At 69.3% G+C, this 18,753-nt stretch carries 20 protein-coding genes and 2 pseudogenes; 12 read left to right on the forward strand and 10 right to left on the reverse strand.

Going from position 1 to position 18,753, the window contains the following annotated elements; genetic code table 11:
• Positions 1-77 precede the first annotated feature (77 nt).
• A complete protein-coding gene (locus tag ACIHEJ_RS39290; RefSeq protein ID WP_400142646.1) occupies positions 78-1,079 on the reverse strand; it encodes a DUF1259 domain-containing protein in 1,002 nt (333 codons plus the stop codon).
• A gap of 141 nt (positions 1,080-1,220) precedes the next feature.
• On the opposite strand from ACIHEJ_RS39290, the gene ACIHEJ_RS39295 reads away from it, so the two are divergent.
• On the forward strand, positions 1,221-1,631 hold the full coding sequence (locus tag ACIHEJ_RS39295; protein WP_400142647.1) for a VOC family protein: 411 nt from the start codon (positions 1,221-1,223) through the stop codon (positions 1,629-1,631).
• 347 nt (positions 1,632-1,978) lie between these two features.
• On the opposite strand, the gene ACIHEJ_RS39300 is transcribed toward ACIHEJ_RS39295, so the two are convergent.
• Positions 1,979-2,224, reverse strand: coding sequence for a DUF5133 domain-containing protein (locus tag ACIHEJ_RS39300; RefSeq protein WP_400142648.1), 246 nt, complete (start codon positions 2,222-2,224; stop codon positions 1,979-1,981).
• A 469-nt stretch (positions 2,225-2,693) separates the two neighbouring features.
• On the opposite strand from ACIHEJ_RS39300, the gene ACIHEJ_RS39305 reads away from it, so the two are divergent.
• A complete protein-coding gene (locus ACIHEJ_RS39305; RefSeq protein WP_400142649.1) occupies positions 2,694-2,879 on the forward strand; it encodes a hypothetical protein in 186 nt (61 codons plus the stop codon).
• Between the two features lie 114 nt (positions 2,880-2,993).
• Here ACIHEJ_RS39305 and ACIHEJ_RS39310 read toward each other — a convergent pair whose 3' ends face one another.
• From ACIHEJ_RS39310 to ACIHEJ_RS39320, 3 genes are all read right to left on the reverse strand, one after another.
• Entirely contained in the window at positions 2,994-3,395 is a 402-nt protein-coding gene (locus ACIHEJ_RS39310; protein ID WP_400142650.1) for a DUF6896 domain-containing protein, read from the reverse strand.
• 135 nt (positions 3,396-3,530) lie between these two features.
• Positions 3,531-4,148: an SUKH-4 family immunity protein gene (locus ACIHEJ_RS39315; protein WP_400142651.1), complete on the reverse strand. Its 618-nt coding sequence runs from the start codon at positions 4,146-4,148 to the stop codon at positions 3,531-3,533.
• 425 nt (positions 4,149-4,573) lie between these two features.
• Complete coding sequence (locus ACIHEJ_RS39320; protein ID WP_400142652.1) at positions 4,574-6,121, reverse strand: selenium-binding protein SBP56-related protein; 1,548 nt, start codon at positions 6,119-6,121, stop codon at positions 4,574-4,576.
• 211 nt (positions 6,122-6,332) lie between these two features.
• Here ACIHEJ_RS39320 and ACIHEJ_RS39325 point away from each other — a divergent pair, with 211 nt between their 5' ends.
• From ACIHEJ_RS39325 to ACIHEJ_RS39340, 4 genes are all read left to right on the forward strand, one after another.
• Positions 6,333-6,572, forward strand: a complete 240-nt coding sequence (locus ACIHEJ_RS39325) for a hypothetical protein (protein ID WP_400142653.1) — start codon at positions 6,333-6,335, stop codon at positions 6,570-6,572.
• Complete coding sequence (locus ACIHEJ_RS39330) at positions 6,572-6,949, forward strand: fic family toxin-antitoxin system, toxin component (RefSeq protein WP_400142654.1); 378 nt, start codon at positions 6,572-6,574, stop codon at positions 6,947-6,949. The genes ACIHEJ_RS39325 and ACIHEJ_RS39330 overlap by 1 nt, the downstream gene beginning before the upstream one ends.
• 331 nt (positions 6,950-7,280) lie before the next feature.
• Positions 7,281-8,675 (forward strand): MFS transporter, encoded by a 1,395-nt coding sequence (locus tag ACIHEJ_RS39335; RefSeq protein ID WP_400142655.1) that lies wholly within the window; start codon positions 7,281-7,283, stop codon positions 8,673-8,675.
• 169 nt (positions 8,676-8,844) lie between these two features.
• The gene (locus tag ACIHEJ_RS39340; protein ID WP_400142656.1) at positions 8,845-9,048 is read left to right on the forward strand and encodes a hypothetical protein; all 204 of its coding nucleotides are present in this window, start codon (positions 8,845-8,847) and stop codon (positions 9,046-9,048) included.
• Positions 9,049-9,284: 236 nt separating this feature from the next.
• On the opposite strand, the gene ACIHEJ_RS39345 is transcribed toward ACIHEJ_RS39340, so the two are convergent.
• Positions 9,285-9,752: an NUDIX domain-containing protein gene (locus tag ACIHEJ_RS39345; RefSeq protein ID WP_400142657.1), complete on the reverse strand. Its 468-nt coding sequence runs from the start codon at positions 9,750-9,752 to the stop codon at positions 9,285-9,287.
• A gap of 291 nt (positions 9,753-10,043) precedes the next feature.
• Here ACIHEJ_RS39345 and ACIHEJ_RS39350 point away from each other — a divergent pair, with 291 nt between their 5' ends.
• A complete protein-coding gene (locus ACIHEJ_RS39350) occupies positions 10,044-10,577 on the forward strand; it encodes a 2'-5' RNA ligase family protein (protein ID WP_400142658.1) in 534 nt (177 codons plus the stop codon).
• Between the two features lie 802 nt (positions 10,578-11,379).
• Positions 11,380-12,142, forward strand: a pseudogene (locus ACIHEJ_RS39355) (IS5 family transposase); the annotation flags it as partial.
• Positions 12,143-12,230: 88 nt separating this feature from the next.
• Here the strand turns inward: ACIHEJ_RS39355 and ACIHEJ_RS39360 are convergent.
• Positions 12,231-13,028, reverse strand: coding sequence for a maleylpyruvate isomerase N-terminal domain-containing protein (locus ACIHEJ_RS39360; RefSeq protein WP_400142659.1), 798 nt, complete (start codon positions 13,026-13,028; stop codon positions 12,231-12,233).
• 606 nt (positions 13,029-13,634) lie between these two features.
• Between ACIHEJ_RS39360 and ACIHEJ_RS39365 the strand changes: the two genes are divergently transcribed.
• Entirely contained in the window at positions 13,635-14,162 is a 528-nt protein-coding gene (locus tag ACIHEJ_RS39365) for an STM3941 family protein (protein WP_400142660.1), read from the forward strand.
• A gap of 397 nt (positions 14,163-14,559) precedes the next feature.
• Complete coding sequence (locus ACIHEJ_RS39370; protein WP_400142661.1) at positions 14,560-14,766, forward strand: hypothetical protein; 207 nt, start codon at positions 14,560-14,562, stop codon at positions 14,764-14,766.
• A 119-nt stretch (positions 14,767-14,885) separates the two neighbouring features.
• Here the strand turns inward: ACIHEJ_RS39370 and ACIHEJ_RS39375 are convergent, their stop codons facing one another.
• Positions 14,886-16,130, reverse strand: coding sequence for an NADH:flavin oxidoreductase/NADH oxidase family protein (locus ACIHEJ_RS39375; RefSeq protein ID WP_400142662.1), 1,245 nt, complete (start codon positions 16,128-16,130; stop codon positions 14,886-14,888).
• Positions 16,131-16,225: 95 nt separating this feature from the next.
• On the opposite strand from ACIHEJ_RS39375, the gene ACIHEJ_RS39380 reads away from it, so the two are divergent.
• Positions 16,226-16,849: a TetR/AcrR family transcriptional regulator gene (locus ACIHEJ_RS39380; RefSeq protein WP_400142663.1), complete on the forward strand. Its 624-nt coding sequence runs from the start codon at positions 16,226-16,228 to the stop codon at positions 16,847-16,849.
• Between the two features lie 152 nt (positions 16,850-17,001).
• A pseudogene (locus ACIHEJ_RS39385) lies at positions 17,002-17,178 on the forward strand (DUF4232 domain-containing protein); the annotation flags it as partial.
• Positions 17,179-17,269: 91 nt separating this feature from the next.
• On the opposite strand, the gene ACIHEJ_RS39390 reads toward ACIHEJ_RS39385, so the two are convergent.
• Both ACIHEJ_RS39390 and ACIHEJ_RS39395 read right to left on the reverse strand, forming a co-directional pair.
• Positions 17,270-17,545 (reverse strand): hypothetical protein, encoded by a 276-nt coding sequence (locus ACIHEJ_RS39390; RefSeq protein WP_400142664.1) that lies wholly within the window; start codon positions 17,543-17,545, stop codon positions 17,270-17,272.
• Between the two features lie 212 nt (positions 17,546-17,757).
• Entirely contained in the window at positions 17,758-18,537 is a 780-nt protein-coding gene (locus ACIHEJ_RS39395; RefSeq protein ID WP_400142665.1) for a hypothetical protein, read from the reverse strand.
• Positions 18,538-18,753: the final 216 nt, after the last annotated feature.

The raw sequence follows: 18,753 nt of genomic DNA on the forward strand, positions 1-18,753 counted from the left end.
GGCGTATCGGGGCGCTGGGTCGAACTCCCAGGCCCCACTGAAGTCCAACGGGCGGATGATCGTATCGACGCCCCCGGTCATGAGCCGACTTGTCCCGGCATGGGCACGGCGTTGGTGATGTCCACGGCCCGGCGAATGACCTTGGCGAGCCTGACGGCATCGCCGACCGCCCAGTAGTGGACGAAGAACAGGCGCGGCTCGTCGGTGAGGTTGTGGTGGTGCAACTCGACGAGTTCGACCCCACCGCGTCGAAGGGCCACGAGGACGGGCTGGACCTCGTCGGCGATCATGACCAGGTCACCGCTCAGGGCGGCTCTTCCGCCGCCGAGAGGCTGGAAGTTGACGGAGGTGGTGGCGCCCAGTCCCGGAGGCAGGATCACGGGGCCGTCGACGACGGTTTCGCGGCGGACGTAGGTGCTTTTGTAGATCTCACCGTCGGTGGAGCCCTTGACGCCCATGACGGCGTCGATCGCGGCGGTGTCCAGGTCGACGGGCGGCGAGGGGGTGGTGGGTTGGGCGGGAGGGGTGGCTGTGCAGTCGAATGCGGCGCGCAGACCGCGGGCGACGGTGACCGGATCATGGCCGTGCGCGTGCAGATGGACCCACCAGACATCCGGCTTGTGGGCGAGCAGGTGCTTGTGGATCGCGGTCTGCATGATCCCGTGCTCGTGCAGGACGTCACTGAAGTGCTGCAGTTCGCCTTCGGTGACCACGGCGTCGCCCATCATGAGCGTGCTGTGGTCTGCGTACCGGACGAAGGACACGTGCGTGCCCAGGGCGAGGGCGGGATTGATCCGGATGCCGTGGGAGAAGACCGTGAGGTCCCGGCGCGGCAGGCCCGTGTGGTACATGAACCGCTTCATGTCACCGGGTCGGCCGAGGGCCGAGCGCACATCCGCCCAGTCCGCCAGCGTGGTCATGACCGGTCGGGCCGGGGCGCGGCCCTTCGGTCCGGCGGACAGGGCGCGGGCTCCGGCCGGCGCACCGGTGAGTGCGGGCGCAAGGGCGGCAGCGGCCAGTAGCCTGCGCCGGGTTGCCGTGGGTCGGGAGTGGGTGTCCTGCTGCCGCGGGTCAGCCATGGTATGTACCTCCTGGCGCGATGGAAGCACGGGAGGGCCCGTGGACCGCGTTGAGCGCTGACCGGCGCACTCACAACCCGCCGGATGGGCTAGGGCCTGGCTCAAAGTCAGGCTCATTTGACCCTGTGGCAAGATCGCTGGATGCTACGACTAACCGACTTCATCATCGATTGCCCGGACACGATGAAGCTGGCAGCCTTCTACTCCGAGGTGATGGGGCTCCCGGTCAAGGAGGGCAGTAACGAGAACTGGGCCGGTATCCAGTTCGGCGAGATCGAACTGGCCTTCATCCAGGTGGAGGACTACCGCGCCCCGCAGTGGCCCGACAGCGAGCACCCCAAGCAGTTCCACCTCGACTTCGAAGTCGACGACATCGAGGCCGAACAGCGCCGCGTCCTGGCCCTCGGCGCGACCCTGCAGCGGGACTGCACCGGCCCCGACGGCTACGGCTTCCGCGTCTACTCCGATCCCATCGGCCACCCCTTCTGCCTCTGCCGCAACAAAGGTGTCATCTGGACCGATCAGGGCCTCATCTGGCCCAAGCGCGACTAGGTCGTGTCAGCAAAGTGCCGGCGTCGTTGGTTCGTTCGTGGTGCGTCGTCATCGACATTCATAGCCTTGATGAAGCGGGCTGCGCTGCCTTTACCTCGACCAACACTGCGCCATCATCCTCGGTCGGTCCGCCGAGCGCCTGCGGGTGCTGAGTGGATCAGGACCTGGCCGGCTTTCGAGCCGTGTCTCCCAGAGCCGTCCAGCACAACTGCCTCTCGTCGGTCATCGACTCGAGACCCTGCGTCTTCATCAAAGTCACCGCGAAGAACGTACCGGCCTCACAGAGGCGCCGCCAAAGGCGTTGAAGAGCATGTTCGGCCGAGCAGTCCCTGGAGACGCTTGTCCGGTCAGGCAGCCAAGGTCTGGGTCGCTTGGGAGGTCGCACGGCGATCCGCGCGGAACCGTTCCAGGAGGGCGTCGGCGGCAGTGAGGGCCTGCTCTACCGACTGCGTGCCGGTCATGACGCACAGCAGGTGGGAGGTGTCTTCCAGTTCTCGGCTCGAGCGGCCGGTGGGCTGCAGGTCGTGGCGGAAGCGGGCATCGGCGAAGCGGGCCAACACCGCGCGCAGTTCCCTCTCCTCAGGCAGCAGCACAGCGACAACCTCTCTCGCAGGGCGGCCCGTTTCATCGGGCCGCGACATGTACGTGAGCGCACCCCCGCCAGGTGACACCACAGGGGAGCGGGAGCACGAACTGCCTCCGGCAAGTCGTGTGCCCCCGCAAGATCGCCATATGCACACCAAGTTCCCTGAGCTGGACCGACGGAGAAGCAGCGCCCGTGAGGGCGGAGCGCCTCGAGAGGGCTGGACTGCCGAGCACGACGCGCTCGGCGTGATCAGCTCGACACCGCCTGCGAGCTGTGCACGCTGGGGACGGCTCGGCCGGTGTGTGACAGGCGAGACGGTCAATCCGCCCTTTGGTTCTACGGTCCCCGGGCCGTGCCGCTCTCGTGCCGGAACGGACGGCAACTCTCGTGCGCTGCTGTTCGCGGAGCGGTCGGCCCCCGGCCCGGCCGCGGTCATGCGGGTGGCGGCCGGCGCGGCGACGCACCCGACGGCGTCGGTGATAGAAGAGGCTGGCGCGCAGGCCGTGCTCGAAGCGGGCCGATCCGGCCAGCAAGGCGCCGAAGACCGCGACGGCGAGGGCTGCGCCGACCTGGCGGCGGTGACCGGCTTCACCGTCAACCCGGTCGTCACCTCCCTCGCCGTCCGCTTCGCCGGCGACGCCCCACCCTCACCTCGGCCCTGACACCGAGACACCAGCGACGACCATCCGCTGAACCCCCGCACCGCGCAGAGCACGCCGAACACGACGTCACTCGACTCCTGCCGCTGCGGGACGTCGGGCCTCATCCTGAGATGATCAGTCGGATACGCTGAACCACCCCGGCCGCACCTCGGTCAGAAGAGGTTGCAGCGACTGCACTGCGGACCGCACGTCCTGATCGGTGAGGTCAAGAGGCTCCGGCAGACTCAGGCCATACCAGCGCAGCCGCCAGAGGTCGAAGATCGCCCTCCCGTCGGCTGCGAAGTCCACATCGACCGCAGTGCCGTTGCCGCTGACGAAGCGGCACCCCGCCCCATGGACCTTGCAGAAGTAGGTGCCGATGTGATCACTGCGGCAGATCCGGCGGGTACGGGCCAGGCCGACGATGTCCACCAGCCGCTCAAGGGAGGGGAGCGCCACCTTCATGGCCTCATCAATCGCCTTCAGAGCGCGGACGTAACCGAGTACGAGATCTCGCGCAGACTCTGCCCGTTCCATCTGGCGTCATCCCCCCTGGGCCCGTGATCGAACGTATCGTTGCATGGGCCCGACGTCTCGGGCGGACGGCTTTGTGAAAGATCACTGGGCCGGGGCCGGGCACGTCGAGGAGGAGACCGGTCCGCAGGGAGGCGGTCACCCGTGGAGCGAGCGGGCTCCCGGGCTGTTGCCCTTGAAGCGCTGGCCCGAGGCGATCTCGTCGCCGACCACCGACCAGGCTGTCTCGTCGTCCTGGAAGGGGAGCGGGTCGATGCTGTGCGTCTCCTGGCGGATGCGTTCGACCTCGCGTTCCAGGCGCTCGAAGCCGGCTTCCTCGTCGCCGTAGTCGCCGCTGAAGGTGAACTCCTCCAGCAGGCGCTGGAACCGGAGGGTGACCTGGATGAGGGAGGAGATGTCGGTGTGGAGTTCCTGCCTGGTGTCCGCGTCCGCGTCGAAGGCGTGCACCGTTCCGGAACGGGGGTCGAGGGCGAGGTGGGCGTTGAGCAGCCAGCCGATGACGGGCCATCGGCCCGTGTCCTCCGAGGCGTCCTCGAAGTCCTCGGGGTCGACGACGTCCTGGAGGAGGGGCAGTCGGCCGGTGTCCTCGTCGGGCTCGCGCAGGTGAAGCGTGCCGGTGGGGACACCGACGGTCTGCAGGAGGCGGGCGCCCTCAGTGCGCGCGGTGAAGGGCGGGAAGGCGGCGGCGGGCAGGGTCGCGATGCGGTCCTCGCCGAAGATGTCGGCGAGTTCGCTGCGGGTGACGTCGAAAAGCACTGCCGGAACTCCGAACTCCACGGCGGCACGGGCGCCGTGGGACTCTCAGTGGACAAGAGGGGTCACGCTGACAGCGTTGCGGATCGGAGCCGCTTCCCGCGACTCCGATCCCGCGCCGCCCGCTCAGCCGCCCGCTCATGGAAGGAACTTACTGGCCCGGACGGCCGACGGCCCACGTCAGCCGATGACAGTGGGCGGTGACCCCGGTCGGCGACTTCGAGACTTGCCCGGTTCACTCCGAAGCCATGATTCACCTGGCCATGACCGGCCTGACGGCCCGCCGTATCACCAGTGGAGCCACGCCTGGCAGTTGCCATCCGGGGTGTTCTGCGGTCTGGGCGCGCACTGCGTAAGACGGGGAGAGCCTGTCTGCTCCTGCGAGAGCGGCGGGCGTACGTCTGGAGCGCCCGGGCGCACCGGCTTCGTCAGTGGCGGTAGCAGTATGAATCAGAGGAGGCGTCGCCGCCTTGCAGGCGCGTCTGGTGCACACGCAAGCCGAGGAAGTCCGAGCCGTACGGGAAGAAGCGGCTGTCGACCGAGAGCCCTCCGCGCGAAGTGTCGGCATCGAGTTTGACCATCCACGGATCAATGCCCGCGGGATAGAACTGTTCGTCCCATGCGGCGTACAGGGAGTTCGTCAGGTATACGCGCCGTCCGTCGCGGCTGAGCTCGACCATCTGCGCTCCGCCCGTGAGCGGCATGTCGGGTGCGGCGGGGTGCGGCTGCCGGCCGACGATGCCGCCGAGACGCACGGCCGCGGTCTGCCTCGGGCGGAAGGGGTCGCTCACGTCGTACTGGATCAGGTCGCCGGTACCCCATGCGGAAACGTAGAGCCACTGGTCGTCCACCGACAGGTCGATGTCGGTGATCAAGGGGGGCACGGCGCCGAACGGCTTCAGCGCCGGGGGCAGGTCCTCCGGTGGCGCGGGCTCGGCCGGGATGGTGATCACCTTGTGGACCAGGAAATCCTGGCCTTCCCGGTTCCACAGCCACACCGATGCCGACAGGTCCTCCACGTTGATCACGGTGTCGGTGAACCCCCACGTTGCCTCGGGGTCGTGCGCAGGGCGCAGTTCCAGCACCATCTGGTGCTCGTCCCCGAGGTCGACGCGCTGGAGGTGCCGACCGGAGTCGAGCTCCCAGAAGTGCAGGCAGTGGCCGTAGCGACGACCCAGCAGCAGTTCGGGGACAAGGCCGTCCTCGATCATCGCGGGCGTGCCCCACTCGCTGGTCACAGCGAGATTCTGGCGCAGATGCCACCAGACGTCGTAGGCGAGCCGCTGCGGCCCGCGGTCGCTCTCCCAGCCGCGCAGCACCTCAAAGCTCTCATGGTCCAGGAGCGCCACGCCGCCAGGCCCGTCCGCGCCGTCGGCGCCACCCAGGCAGGACAGGAAAACTCCGTCGGGACCACAGTGCAGGGTGTGCGGACGCGAATATCCGGCCTTGGCGGCCAGCTCCTCGGGCGCGACCACCTTGACGAGGCGAGGGCGGACGGGATCGGGGACGGTGTCGAAGACGTGCAGCCGGGACGAACGCAGCCCCGGAACGATGAGGTAGCGCCGCGCAGGGTGGTGATGACCGGCATGCGCCAGCGCGCTCGAACAGGCATTCCAGCCGAAGTGGTGCAATTCATTGCCCGGGTCGGGCGTCTCGGCATGGGACACCACGCGGCCGTACGTCGGGGATTCGGGGTCTGTGTCGACGGTGAACAACGCGTCCGCGTGCCGTGCGGTCGGGTCGAATCCGACGACGTAGGCGAGCTTCTCCGGGGGTGCGGCGACGGCGTCCGCCGGGGTGCGGTACAAGGTCGGGTCGCTGTGTCCGTCGCTGTCGTGAATGTGCTCGGTGGTCCTCATGGTTGTTCCTTGTTCCCGAGCGGAAGTCAGGATCGGGACTCCGGTAGACAGGCCGGCTCCCTCGTGCGCCATCGTCTGGCAGTGCAGGCCGGATGTGCCACTGATCGAGCGTTTCACAGCCCTGGGAGCTCTGCCAATGTGGCAGCGCGACGGGGGCGGCGGCTGAGCCAGGACCGACCTCCGGGTGCCGGCGGGTCCGCTGCCTCGGGCGGGTCGAACCTCACGCGGCGTCCGCGACTGCCTGCGGCGGGGGCGGCGTCGCCCCTGGCGGCCGGCCAGGACGACGACGACCTCACGGCCGCTTGGTAACAACTGTTACCATGCCGGTATGGCGAAGACACAGCTGGGCGCGCGGGTGGACGAGGACGTCGCGGAGCTGGCGAAGAAGCGCGCCGCCGACCTCGGGCTGAGCGTCGGTGACTACCTCGCGAGGCTGGTGCAGGATGACGCCAGCGGACTGCGCGTCCGTGCGCTGGACGCGGCCGCGCGCTTCCTGGCCGAACACCAGGCGGTGTTCGACGAGGCAGAGGAAGCCCAGCAGACGTCTCAGGGATCGCGCGCGGCCTGATGGAACTGCACATCGACGTTCCCTGGATCCTGCAGGTCACCGAGGCCGCCGGGGCCAACGATCCGGCCCCTGACGACTTCGGCGTTCCCATCTCGGCAGTCGCCCGCCACCGGGCCGAACTGTTCGAGCACCCCGTCTACGACGGCCCCTACGCAAAAGCCGCCGCCCTGGTGCACACGCTGGGCCGGTGCCGCTGGCTGGAGCGCTCCAATCTCGCCGTTGCCGCCGCTACCGGCGTCATGTACCTCGAAGCGGCGGGAATTCCCGTCAAGCCCGCCCGCAAGGACGCCATCGCCCTCAAGGACCTGCTCCTCGACCCCGCCTGCACCGCCGGGAAGATCGCCGCTCTGCTGCGGGCATGGCCCACCGTCACCTGACGTTCCCCGGTGTGCCCCGCTTCCCGGGCGCCGTGAGAGGCATGCAGGGCTGCATCAGCGGAGCGCCGCGGTCTCCCGGCGCGATGATGTAGCCTCAGAGCACTGGAAGTAGAAACGTGTGTTCACTGCTGGGCATCAACACCGGTTGATGGAGTAGGGGCCACACGCGCATACGCGGTCTCGGACGAGCCGCCACTTCTTCACACCGAAGGAGTGCGCAGTGAATGTCCGTCGTAATGGGGCTGCCGAGAGCGTCGGCACCGCCACCGGAGCCTCTCCAATGCCGCGCTCCCTGCGCGAAGCAGGGGTAGCCCTCGCAGGGCTTTCAGCGGTGTTCCTGTTCGAGATGCTCGACAACTCGGTCCTCAACCTCGCATTGCCGACCATCGGCCGCGAGCTGTCGGCGTCGACGACGGTGCTGCAGTGGGTCACGGGCGTGTATGCCGTTGTGTTCGGAGGGCTGATGCTGGCCCTCGGGGCGTTGGCTGACCGGGTCGGCCGCCGCAAGGTCATGCTGGTCGGGCTGGTGCTCCTGGGCGTGGCAAGTCTGGGTATCGCGTTCGTCACCACGGCGGAGCAACTCATCGCGATCCGCGCGGCGATGGGCGTCGCGGCCGCGATGACGACGCCGGGTTCACTCGCCTTGGCGTTCCGTCTGTTCGACGATGACGGGCTCCGCGTCCGTGCGACAACGCTGATCTCGACCGTGGGCCTGGTCGGACTCGCGGTCGGGCCGACGGCAGGTGGCTTCGTGCTCACGGTCGCTCCGTGGCAGGTGCTGCTGCTGGTGAACGTGCCGGTCGCCGTACTCGCGTTCATCGGCATTCGACGCGGTATCCCCGCTGACAGGGCGGACGAGTTGCACCGCGACCCGATCGACGGCGCGGGTGCCCTGCTGGGCACGGCCGCGATCGTCCTCGCGCTGGCAGCACCCACGCTGTTCGTCGACACAGGTACCGCGTCGACTCTCCCGTGGCTGACCACGGCAGCGGCCGTGGTGATGGCGCTGCTGTTCGTCGTCCGCGAGCGCTCCGCCCGCCATCCACTGCTCGACCTCGAGCTCGTCGCTCGCCCGCTCGTGTCGAGTGGCCTGGCGTTCAAGGCCGCCGCTGGACTTGCGACCGCCGGCCTCGGCTACCTCGTGACCCTGCAGCTCCAGCTCGACTGGGGCTGGACGCCCGCCGAGGCAGCTCTGGGAATGTTGCCGCAGGTCGTCGTGCTCATCGTCGGCGGCGCTCTCATCGGTCCGCTGGTCACGCGCGTCGGTCTCGACAAGGCCGCATGGCTCAGCGCCGGGGCTGTCGTGTGTGGGCTCGCCGTCTACGGACTGCTGGGCCGCTTCGGGTATGTGGGGGTCGCCGTCGCGCTCGTCCTGGTCGCCATCGGCATGCGCATCGTGGGGGTCGTCGCCGGGACCAACGTGATGCGAGGCCTCCCGGCCAACCGCACCACCGTCGGCGCGGCGTTGGTGGACACCGCCGGCGAAGTCGCGACCGGAATCGGCATCGCTGTCAGCGGGACCATCCTCTCAGCGCTCTTCACCGGCGAGATCGCCACGAGGAGGTGGAGCACTGGCCAGACGACGGCGTTCCACGAGGCGATCACCTGGGCCGGCCTCGCGCTCACCGTCTTGACTGCGGCGCTGGTGAGATGGGGCATCATGCGTGGCCGCCGCGTCGCGGACCGCACGACGCCATCGCCGGCGGCGGATGCGGTCGACGAGTAGGCGGCGACGAACGAGCCACTGGCGGAGCAGATCCAGCTCGAGGGCGACCGGAGACACTGTCCCGAAACGGGTCGGCTGCGCGGCCGCTTGTGCCCGGAGAGCGGAGGTTCTGTCACGGGCGCGCAACGGGCGCCCGCACGGCGTGCAATGCTCACCTAAAGTTCCGGTCATGAGCATGCCTATCACTGCCATGTGGCCCAGCTCGTCCGACGTACTCGCCCTGGGCGGTCGGCGCGGCGGCTACCACAGCAGCTACCACCACTACGGGAGCCACGGATCCGGCGGCGGTGGCGATGTGTGGGTCTGGGTCATCATCCTGCTCGTGGTGGTCGTCGTGGCCCTCCTGGTCTGGAACGCCAAGCGCGAGCAGTGAAACGGACGGCTGTTCACCACGGTGGCCGACAGGCTGCCTGTCGGCCACCGTGGTGAACGCTGTCGCGCCGTCCGGCGACACCGCGACCCCAGGTTCGACGTCGTAGCACAGCCGGGCCATCAGCCGTCAGGGCACCTGCGGTGAACGGCTTTTCTGCGGTCGTGGGACCCGACATCCATCACCGGTGTTCTCGGACCGGCGACCCGTCGGCATCCCTCCCGCACGGGTGACTGTCCTCATGGTGTTGGCGTATCACCGGTTCTGCGTAGCTCTGCCGGCAACCGCGGCCAGGTGGCCGCGAAACCCGGGTGCAGGCGCAGCCCGGCGATCTCTGTGGCGTCGCACCACCGGTAGGCGGTTCCTTCCCCGTCTCCACGCAGCGGGGAGAGAGGTCCCACGAGGTCCGCGACGACGGTGTGGTAGGCCCATCCGCCGTGGTCGTCCACGTGCGTCAGGAGGTGCCGTAGGGCCGGAACGGCGCCGAGTTCTTCGGCGAACTCCCGACGTGCCCCGTCCAACGGGCTTTCCCCGGCTCTCAGAGCACCACCGGGAATGCTCCAACTGCGGCCGTGGTGCACCCGCCAGGAGCGGCGTTGGAGCAGAATCCGGGAGCCCTTGCGCAGCAGCAGCCCAGCGGCACCGTGCGGACCCCAGTGACGGCACCCACGTCGGTCCCTGATGTATCCGTGGCTGCTGTCAGTCATGCGAATCCCCCTGTGCGGTGTCACCGAGAAGCCAGTGGCCGTGTCCGGCGATCACTTTTCGTCCGAGGCGATTCCACCCCAACCTGCGGTCCTGATCAATCCGTTGCCCATGGAACCCGGTGCGACGGTACGCCAAAAAGCAGCAGTCCGTGCGCCTTCCGTGTCCAGCGCATGCCGATGGGGGAGAGCTGCGCGGTCCGTTCCGGTTCGGCGTCGCGTCCCTGCTGCGCCGGTTCCCGTGCACCGAGCCGGACCTGCTGGTGGTCTGGCCCACGCAGGTAGGCTGCGGCGGTGCGTACGGTCGAGGTTCTGTTGAATGAGGCGGCGGAGTCAGCGGTTCGGGAGGCGTGGCAGCGGCTCGCGGACGCGGGGCTGCCCAGCCAGGCACGCCACCGCTCACCGAGCAACAGCCCGCATCTCACCCTGGCGGCCTGCCCAGAGTTGACCGCCCCGATCCGCTGGGAACTCGCTGAGGTGGCCGCCGGTCTGCCGCTGCCGGTGCGGTTCACCGGCGTCGTCCGCTTCGAGCGGCCGACCTCGGTGCTGGCGTGGGCGCTGGAGTGCGACTCCGCACTGGCCGACTTGCACCGCCGGGTGTGGGAGGCGGTGGCCTCGGACAGCCCGCCCGAGACCCTCAACCCGTTCCATGAACCTGGGCGCTGGAGCCCGCACATCACCCTTGGCCGTACCCGGCGCCCTGGCGCCTTCGCCGGCCGGCGGGTCCCCGAGTTGCTGCCGGCACCGCCGCTGTCGGTCCGGCTGATCACCCTACGCAGCTACGACACCGAGACCGGCGCGCTGGAGGTGCTGGAGCCCCGCCCCTGAGACGCTCCCGGCGCCGACCGGCCAGCCCCCGGGGGGTGGCTCGCGTCGTTGCGTCGGGGAGGGGCCGCGTGGGTGCCGGTTCTCCGTTCCCGGACGATCAGACTCTCGCGGTGCCGTCCGGCGCCACCCCGATGCGCCGCACGTATGCGTCCCACGGGTCCTTGCGTACGGCGCTGAGGACCACCGCCAGCATCTGCCCGGTTCCTCGGTCACGCGGAAGTCGTCCGGCTCGGCCGGGGCCCAGGCGGTGGCCGAACACCTGTCCGTCCTCGACCGGGCGGGGCCGGTACGGGCTCACCGGGCCGGGTGCGAGGTGCGCTACGAAGCCGACGTGCAACCGCTGAGCCAGGCAATGCGCTGGATGGACACCCTCGCCACCCAGTGGGGACAGCGCCCCGCCGCGATCAAGGAGCCGGCAGAAGGGACCACTCGGCCCCGAAGTCGCGCAGTGCCGCTTCAGGCCCGCGGCACGCTGCGGAGTGGCTGGAGGGTTTCTCCAGGACGGCGACCCGGGAGCGTGCCGGTCGCACCTCGACGACTGGGAAGCGGCCGGTGCTGCACCCATACGAACGACCGCCCCTGCACCCGCCTGCGACGGCACGTCACCGAGCCACAGAAAGCGCATCAAAGCCGAACGAACTGGCCGTTGACAGTCCTCATTCGTGCCGCCCTCAGCCTCCGACGTCCTTCCCCTCAACCGTCTGCTTGATCCGATCAGTCTGAAGCCTCGCGAAATCGTCGTAGGGCTCGCCCTCAGAAAGGCCCTTGCTCGCCACGCGGACCAGGGTCCCGCCGAGGCGCACGCCGCACTCTTGAGGCCATCGCGTGGAAGTACCGCACCAACTCGCCCTGGCGGGACCTGCCCGACGAGCTCGGCTCGTTCCAGACCGCTCACAAGCGGCTGATCAGGTGGGCCGTCGACGGTACCTGGGAGATGATCCTCGCCGCCGTCCTGGCGGCGGCGGACGCCGGCGACGACATCGACTGGACGGTGTCGGTGGACTCCACGGTCGTCCGGGCCCACCAGCACGCTGCCGGAGCGCTCAAAAGGGGGCGCTCTACCGCGGCGAGCCCGCCGATCACGCGCTCGGACGCTCCCGCGGCGGCCTGAACACCAAGGTCCACCTGGCCGCTGACGGCCGTGCACGGCCCCTCGCCTTCACCGTCACCGCAGGCCAGGCAGGTGATGCACCCGCCTTCGAGACGGTGATGTCGCGGATCCGCGTGCCCCGCAGGGGCCCGGGCAGGCCCCGGACCCGGCCCTGGCCGTTCTGGCCGACCGCGCGTATTCCTCACGCGCCATCCGCAGCCACCTGCGGCGCCGGGGCATCCGTGCGGTCATCCCGCAGCCGTCCGACCAAGTCGGCCACCGCCTGCAGCAAGGCCGACTCGGTGGCCGTCCGCCCGGCTTCGACAGCGAGGCATACAAACAGCGCAACAGCGTCGAGCGGTGCATCAACCGCCTCAAACAGTGGCGCGGCCTGGCCACACGAACCGACAAACTCGCCATCGCCTACCAGGCCGCACTCCACCTCGCGGGCATCCTCGTCTGGTCCCGACGCTGACCAAAGAGACAGAACCTAGCCCTGCGCGGCTGTAGCCGTCGGCCAGAGGCATGCCCTCGGGGCGGAGGAGGTGGCGCACCGTCACGTCCTACTCCTCCGGCTCCCACGCGCGCAGCAGATCGAGGAGATCTGCGTCTCCGTCGATCTGCAGGGACTCCGCCGGGATACGGTCGTACACGAAGAGGACCAGCTCACTGGCCGTGCCGCGAACGGAGACGCCAGCCGCGTTCGGGCCCTCGTCGGCAGCGGCGGCAGGCGTCGTGCCGGGCACGGAAATACGGGTGGAGCGTGCGCCGTCGCCGTCGACCGTGAGGCGCCAGGAGTGGCCCTCGGTGGCGTGGAAGTCGAAGGCAGTGGGCTTGTGCGGCCAGGCGCTCGTCGTTGCGACGCAGGTGAACAGGAACTCCTCGACACCGTCGAGTGCCACCTCATCCGGCAGCGGCTCCGGGGCACCCACAGTGACCTGGGCGTCGTAGGTGTGCACCGCGATCTGCTGGAGCTGGTGCCGGGCGACGGCGCCGCAGGTCTGCGGCGACTGGGACGCACCCCACCACGTCCAGCAACCGCGATCCGGGCCGGCCTCCCGCAGTGCGTCCAGCAACTCCTGCGTCGACGCGGCCAACCAGGCCGGCACGGCCTCGCGCTCCCGAGGCGCAGCCGGGGCGCCCTCCGGTACGGACTTGGCCGGAGCCGGCCCTGCGGCGACGGTGGCGGCCCAGGCGCGGCGCCCCTCGCCGATGTGCTGCGCCAGATCGAACAGCGTCCACTCGGGGCAGGTCGGTACCGGCAGATCGAGGTGGGGCGCGGAGGCGACCGCGGCGCGAAAGGCGGTCGACCGTTCGTCGATCAGTCGCAGCAGAATCGGGAACTCAAGAGTCGTTGTCACTCTGACTCTCTATCACCGCGTTCCGGCAATCGGACACCGATTTTCACAGCCGACGCGGGGAGCGCGCGGCATGGGCCGGGCGCCCTCAGATGACGCCATGTCCTGAGACGATCAGTAACTCAGGCCACGGCTCGACTCGGTCGGCGGACGTCAGGAACATCCGGGTGTGACGTCGTCGCACGAGTCCGCCCGCGTACATCGAGATCTGACGGATGGCCGTGGACGGCTGTCGAGGGTCGGGGCGGTCGCTGCTGGTACGTCGGTGTCATCGCCGTGGCTGGTGGTGGATGGCGCGGGACGGCGGGTCGAACCGGTCAGCAGCTGTCTCCGGGACTCCCTGACCGCACGAACACGCCTGTATCCGCCGATGGCGCCGCCCTGCTCCCGGCTCGGTGGTCGGTCTGCGGGTTCACGTGATCCGCGAGGTGGTGGCCGACGCAAAGTATGGCCCACGCCGAGCCGAACGTCGCCGGCGTGGTGAGGTTTCCGGGGGGGGGGCATCACCAGGTGCCCCCAACAAGCTTGGCCCGAGTCGTCGCACACGCCGCCCTCACTGTCGGCGAAAGGCTTCCGCTGACGAAGGCTCTGGTCCTATCGTCTGAGCTCGTGATCAGAAACGGCGATGCACTGCCCCCGACGGTCTACCCATTCGCCAAGGGACGCGTGTGGGCCATGCTGGCCGGCTCCCTGGTCTTCGTCGCTCTGGGCATCGTTTTCCTGGTCGTCCACAGCACCGTGAAGATGACAGTGGCGGGGGCGCTGGCCGTGCCCTTCTTCGGGTTCTGCTCGGTGATCATTATCCAGCGCCTGCTCCGCGGCCGACCGGAGCTGGTGCTGGACGACGCGGGAGTGGACCACGTGGGGCTGGGCCGGTTCGGCTGGGACGAGATAGCCGCCGTGCGGATCCGCGAGCAGCGGGTACGTAACACCTCGCAGCGGTTCATCGAGCTGGTACTGCACGACCCGGACGCCTATCTGGCTCGAGCACCCAAGCTCGTCCGCAGCACCGCTTCCATGAATGCACGTCTCGGCTTCGGTCCGGCCAACATGGCCACGAACACCTTGCCGGTACCGCCTGAGGCGGTCCTGGACGCGATGCGGCGTCATCGTCCCGGTCTCGCAGTGCAACGCTGACCGTGCATGCCCCGGCCTCGTACCGAAGGTCGGTCTCCGCGGCGCGGCAGTCATGAAGACCACGGCGGACATGACGAACTCGATGCCGGTGCCAAGACCAACTTCACGGCCTGCGGTGCTGCGCCCTTCCCCCCCGCCGGTCGCCGACCGAAGCGGAGCCATGGGAAACGACGGCGAGTCGCTTGCGTGCGCACAGGGCAGTGTCGCGCCAGGTGAGCACGGATCCGCATGCGCGATCTTCCAACTCCGCACGAGATGGCGAGCCTTCAGGACGAATGCCCGGATTTGGGGTGTTGACGTCATGTCTGCGGCATATGACGATAAGCGGAATGTGAGCGTCGGCTTGTCGCCCTGTGAAGCGTGCGGCGCTCCCGTCTCGGCCCGAAGGAGGGCGGCAATGAAGACATTCCGGAGGCGTATCCCGGGCAAGAAATCGGTGGTGGCGGCAATGACCCTTGGGGTGATCGTCTTGGTCGCTCCGGCGGCGACCGCCGCCGCCGAGAGCTCGAAGCCCCAGAGCCTCAAAACCGACCGTTGCGTCCACAGTGCTGGTCCGGCCGGGCGCTACTTCTACCCGGGCTACGCCAACGTCCCCTGCCTCTGAGTGGCGCAGCGCGCCAGGAGCAGCTCAGCCATGCTCGGCCGAGTGCTGCGGCGCTCGCGCAGGCAGCCCCAGGTGGTCGCGCTGAGCGACGAGCACCTGGGGTCCTTCCCGTGGCACGCCTACGCGGCGTCCCGTGATGCGGACAGCCAGGCGCGGTAGCGGCGCAGGGCTCGTCGTTGCTTTCGCCGCTCGGAGATGAGGGCGAAGGCCGGGTGGGTGTGGGGCGTGGGTCGGCTCCCGCGGGCGATGCGGCGCATCTGGTGGCGGACCTGCGCCATTCCGGCGGCCGAGGCGAGGGCCTTGTCGGACCAGGTCACCGGCCGCAGCTGCTCGTCGGCCTCGCGGCTCCGCCGCCAGCGGTCGGGCAGGTCAGGGGTGACGGCGAGGGCCGTGCCCATCCCGATGATGGCCACACCGCTGTCGAGGACCCTCTCCGCGGTGTGGCGCCGGGTGATGCCGCCGGTGAGCATCAGCGGCACCGGGCTGGTCTCGACCAGGTCTTTCGCCAGGTCGAGGAAGTAGGCCTCGCGGGCCTGGGTGCGCGCGTCGGCGGGGCGGCCCGACATCGCCGGGCTCTCGTAGCTGCCGCCGGAGAGTTCCACCAGGTCGACGCCGAGCGGTGCGAGCATCGCGATCACCTGGCGGGCGTCGTCGGCATCGAAGCCGCCGCGTTGGAAGTCGGCGGAGTTGAGTTTCACGGCGACCGCGAAGGTCGGGGAGACGGCGGCGCGCACGGCGCGGACGACGTCCAGCAGCATCCGGGCCCGGTTCTCCAGTGATCCTCCCCATTGGTCGGTGCGCTTGTTGACCAGGGGGGACAGGAACTGCGACAGCAGGTAGCCGTGTGCGGCGTGGACCTCCACGCCGTCGAAGCCCGCCTGTTCGGCGCGCTGGGCTGTGACGGCGTACCGGGTCACGGTGGCCTGGATCTGCTCGGGGGTCATGGCGACGGGGCGGCCGAAGCGGCTGCTGTGCTTGCCCAGGTCGACGGCGACCGCGGACGGGCCCCACACGACTCCGGGCATGTCGGATCCGATCTGGCGGCCTGGGTGGTTGATCTGCATCCAGATCGCCCCGCCGCCGGACTTGCCGGCCCTGGCCCACTCGATGAACGGCTCAAGCGGCGCGGCCTCGTCGAGCACCACGCCGGCGGGGCCGGTCAGTGCCTCGGCGTGGACCATGACGTTGCCGGTGATCAGCAGTCCGGTGCCACCGGCGGCCCAGCGCCGGTACAGCCCGAACAGCTCCTTGTCCGGGAGCTGGCCGTCGCCGGCCATGTTCTCCTCCATGGCCGCCTTGGCGATCCGGTTGTTCAGCACGTGCCCGGAGCGCAGGGACAAGGGCGAGAACAGCTCGCTGGTCATCCGAGTTCTCCTCTCAGTATCAGTCGCTTACGATGTATGCAGCGTTCACATTAGAGCAGCCGTGTAAGCAACGTAAACATGAGGGAGTGTGACCTATGCCGCAAACGGGCGGCACGTACCACCACGGCGATCTGCGCGCCGCCTGTCTGCGCGCCGCGCGGGAACTGCTGGAGGAGGACGGCAGTGCCGGACTGTCCCTGCGGGCGGTGGCACGGCGGGCCGGCGTGTCGGCGACGGCGCCCTACCGCCACTACGCGGACCGCGACGCTCTGGTCTCCGCGGTCGCCGCGCAGGGCTACCGCGAACTCGCCGAACATCTGGCCGCGGCGCAACCCTCACCCACGACTCGCGATGAGCTTGCGGCGGTCGCCGTGGCTTACGTCCGTTTCGCGCTGGAGCGCCCGGCGCTGTTCCGGGTGATGTTCGCGGAGCCCTGTGATCCGAACAGTGAGGAACGGGTTGCCGCGACCACTGCGATCGCGGAATACGTCCGCAGTGTCGTCCGCGGTGCCTTCCCCGGTGCCGATGCGGAGGCGCTGTCCACCACGGTGTGGGCCCTCGTCCACGGCCTGGCGTTCCTGCACCTGGACGGCAAGCTCGACACGTCCACCCCCGAGGTGGTCGCCGACCAGGTGCGGGCCGCCGTCCATGCGCTGTTCACCGCCCCGGCCGCGATGTCACAGACGGCAGCTGCACCGCACGAGCGGACGAAGGCGTAGCTGTCGCGCCGTATCGGTCCGGGCCGTCGGGGCTGGAGCGGCGATCCGCGCGTGCCGCATCCGGAGTCGGTGGCGCCGGGTGGCCGTGAGCTCCCGCATCGTCGGCCCCGCCGGAACACGCGCGCACCGGCCGCTCCGGGCGAGCAGGAGCCCTGCTCCCGGTGGCCAGGTCCACGCCGCAGAAGGAGAAGTTCGTTCCGGCGAAGTTCCTGGTCACCCCGCCGAACGAGACGCAGCACGTCACCCTGAAGTGGCCGTTCGGCGGCCAGATCCTCAAGCAGGACGGTGCCACCCACCCGGCCACGTACCTCGACCCGGTCGGACTGTGACCGACTGGACGTCCTCGTCTGCGGCTGGAACGCCTCCGGAGAAGGCCTGCCCGCCATGAGCTGCCAATGGGTCCAGGCCGTCTTTCTCGGATCATGCCTGGACAGCGTCGTCGTCCGTCCGCGCCCAGGCCAGCTGCGCGTCGCTCAGCGGCGGGTCGAACCCTTCTGGGAACATCAGCATGAGCGGCTGCGGCCACATGCTCTCCAGCCCGTGCTCTTGGCAGTACAGGGCGATGAGATGCGGTCCTTCCCCGCAGGACTCGTGCCGGTAGTGGCGGTCATGAGTCTGGCAGAAGTACCCGTACCTTGAGCAGCCGTCCTCATCGCTCGGCTCGTAGAAGCTGGGATCACGGACGATCTGGGTCACCGGCTCCTGCCGATTGAACCGGGGGATGGGCCGAGGATCACGCCACATCAGTCGTGGAGGAAGCACGCGCCCATCCTGCACCGAGGTCGCCCCACTCGTATCACCGGGTGGTCACGGATCGAGCCGCTGTTCGCGGACTCCGAGAGGCCATCTCATGTGGCGAGTCCCCGGGTATCGGATCAGGGTGCAGGCGGCGATGTCGGCCGCACCGCTCAGCTGGCCGAAGTGTCCCGTGTCGCCTCGCGTGCCTCGGTGAGGGCTCGCTGCCTGAGGTTGCCGCCGAACAACTGAATCGTGGTGGCGGCCAGGATGTCATCCCTGCCGATGGTCCGCCCGTCCCCCCTACGGGCGGACAGGGCCCGGAGGGAATCCTTGAGGAACGGGGGTGGGGCCGGTTCGCCCGGCATCACCAGGGTGGCCGTTCCGAAACGTTTGACCCCGCCCTCGCGGACGACCATGGCCGCGTCCCGGGCGAGGTCCGTCAGGAACACGCTCGCGATTCCGTCCAGGTCGCGGACCATCGCCGGGACGGCCGTCACCCCCTGGCTCCACAGCAGCTTCTTGACCCCGGCCTCGAACCTGTGGGCGCCGACCACAGCACTCGGTTTGCGCGACCTGCTGCGCTTACGAGAAGGCACGACGACACCCTCGGCGTCGTACAGGACACCGGTCAGGCCGTGAAACGTCGGGCTGTGGTCGTACCACTTGTCCCCCACCTCGAGCTCGACGTTCCGGTCGATCGCCGAGAGAAGGTCCCCGGGAATCAGCTTCTTCCGGGCCTGCTCCGCCGCCGCTCTCCTCGCGCCGCCGATGATCTCCGTCAGCACTGTCCGCGTCACCGACGCGGCGGCCCACGCGGCCGACCGAGAGACATGCATCCGGGTCACGTCCCTGAACACCGCTTTGACGAGAGAAGGCTTGAACGGCGAGACATCCATGACCGAGGCGGTCTCGGGACCGCTGTGCTCAGGGCGTGCGGGTTGTGCGGTCATCGGAAGAAACGCTCCCTGCCGTCGGAGTTGTCAGAAGCCCACACTTCACCACGCAGACCGCTCTCTTCCTCCCGTCCTCCGTCGAAGCGGCACCCGGTCCAGGGCTGCCTGACGGGCACATCCCGGCCCCGTTCTCCCCAGCCCCTGCCACCGAGGAGGAGCGGGCGGTGAAGCGCACGCAGGACGACACGTGGGCGGCCAAGCTGCGGGGCGGCG

Origin of the sequence: Streptomyces sp. NPDC052301 (genome assembly GCF_044593395.1) — a bacterium.
In the GTDB taxonomy this organism is placed as follows: Bacteria; Actinomycetota; Actinomycetes; order Streptomycetales; family Streptomycetaceae; genus Streptomyces.

What these genes read in the sequence shown, in the direction of transcription:
- ACIHEJ_RS39340 (WP_400142656.1), top strand. Translation starts at nt 8,845, where the DNA reads ATGAGCATGCCTATCACTGCCATGTGGCCCAGCTCGTCCGACGTACTC.
- ACIHEJ_RS39345 (WP_400142657.1), bottom strand. Translation starts at nt 9,752, where the DNA reads ATGACTGACAGCAGCCACGGATACATCAGGGACCGACGTGGGTGCCGT.
- ACIHEJ_RS39325 (WP_400142653.1), top strand. Translation starts at nt 6,333, where the DNA reads ATGGCGAAGACACAGCTGGGCGCGCGGGTGGACGAGGACGTCGCGGAG.
- ACIHEJ_RS39310 (WP_400142650.1), bottom strand. Translation starts at nt 3,395, where the DNA reads ATGGAACGGGCAGAGTCTGCGCGAGATCTCGTACTCGGTTACGTCCGC.
- ACIHEJ_RS39370 (WP_400142661.1), top strand. Translation starts at nt 14,560, where the DNA reads ATGAAGACATTCCGGAGGCGTATCCCGGGCAAGAAATCGGTGGTGGCG.
- ACIHEJ_RS39290 (WP_400142646.1), bottom strand. Translation starts at nt 1,079, where the DNA reads ATGGCTGACCCGCGGCAGCAGGACACCCACTCCCGACCCACGGCAACC.
- ACIHEJ_RS39375 (WP_400142662.1), bottom strand. Translation starts at nt 16,130, where the DNA reads ATGACCAGCGAGCTGTTCTCGCCCTTGTCCCTGCGCTCCGGGCACGTG.
- ACIHEJ_RS39380 (WP_400142663.1), top strand. Translation starts at nt 16,226, where the DNA reads ATGCCGCAAACGGGCGGCACGTACCACCACGGCGATCTGCGCGCCGCC.
- ACIHEJ_RS39295 (WP_400142647.1), top strand. Translation starts at nt 1,221, where the DNA reads ATGCTACGACTAACCGACTTCATCATCGATTGCCCGGACACGATGAAG.
- ACIHEJ_RS39330 (WP_400142654.1), top strand. Translation starts at nt 6,572, where the DNA reads ATGGAACTGCACATCGACGTTCCCTGGATCCTGCAGGTCACCGAGGCC.
- ACIHEJ_RS39395 (WP_400142665.1), bottom strand. Translation starts at nt 18,537, where the DNA reads ATGACCGCACAACCCGCACGCCCTGAGCACAGCGGTCCCGAGACCGCC.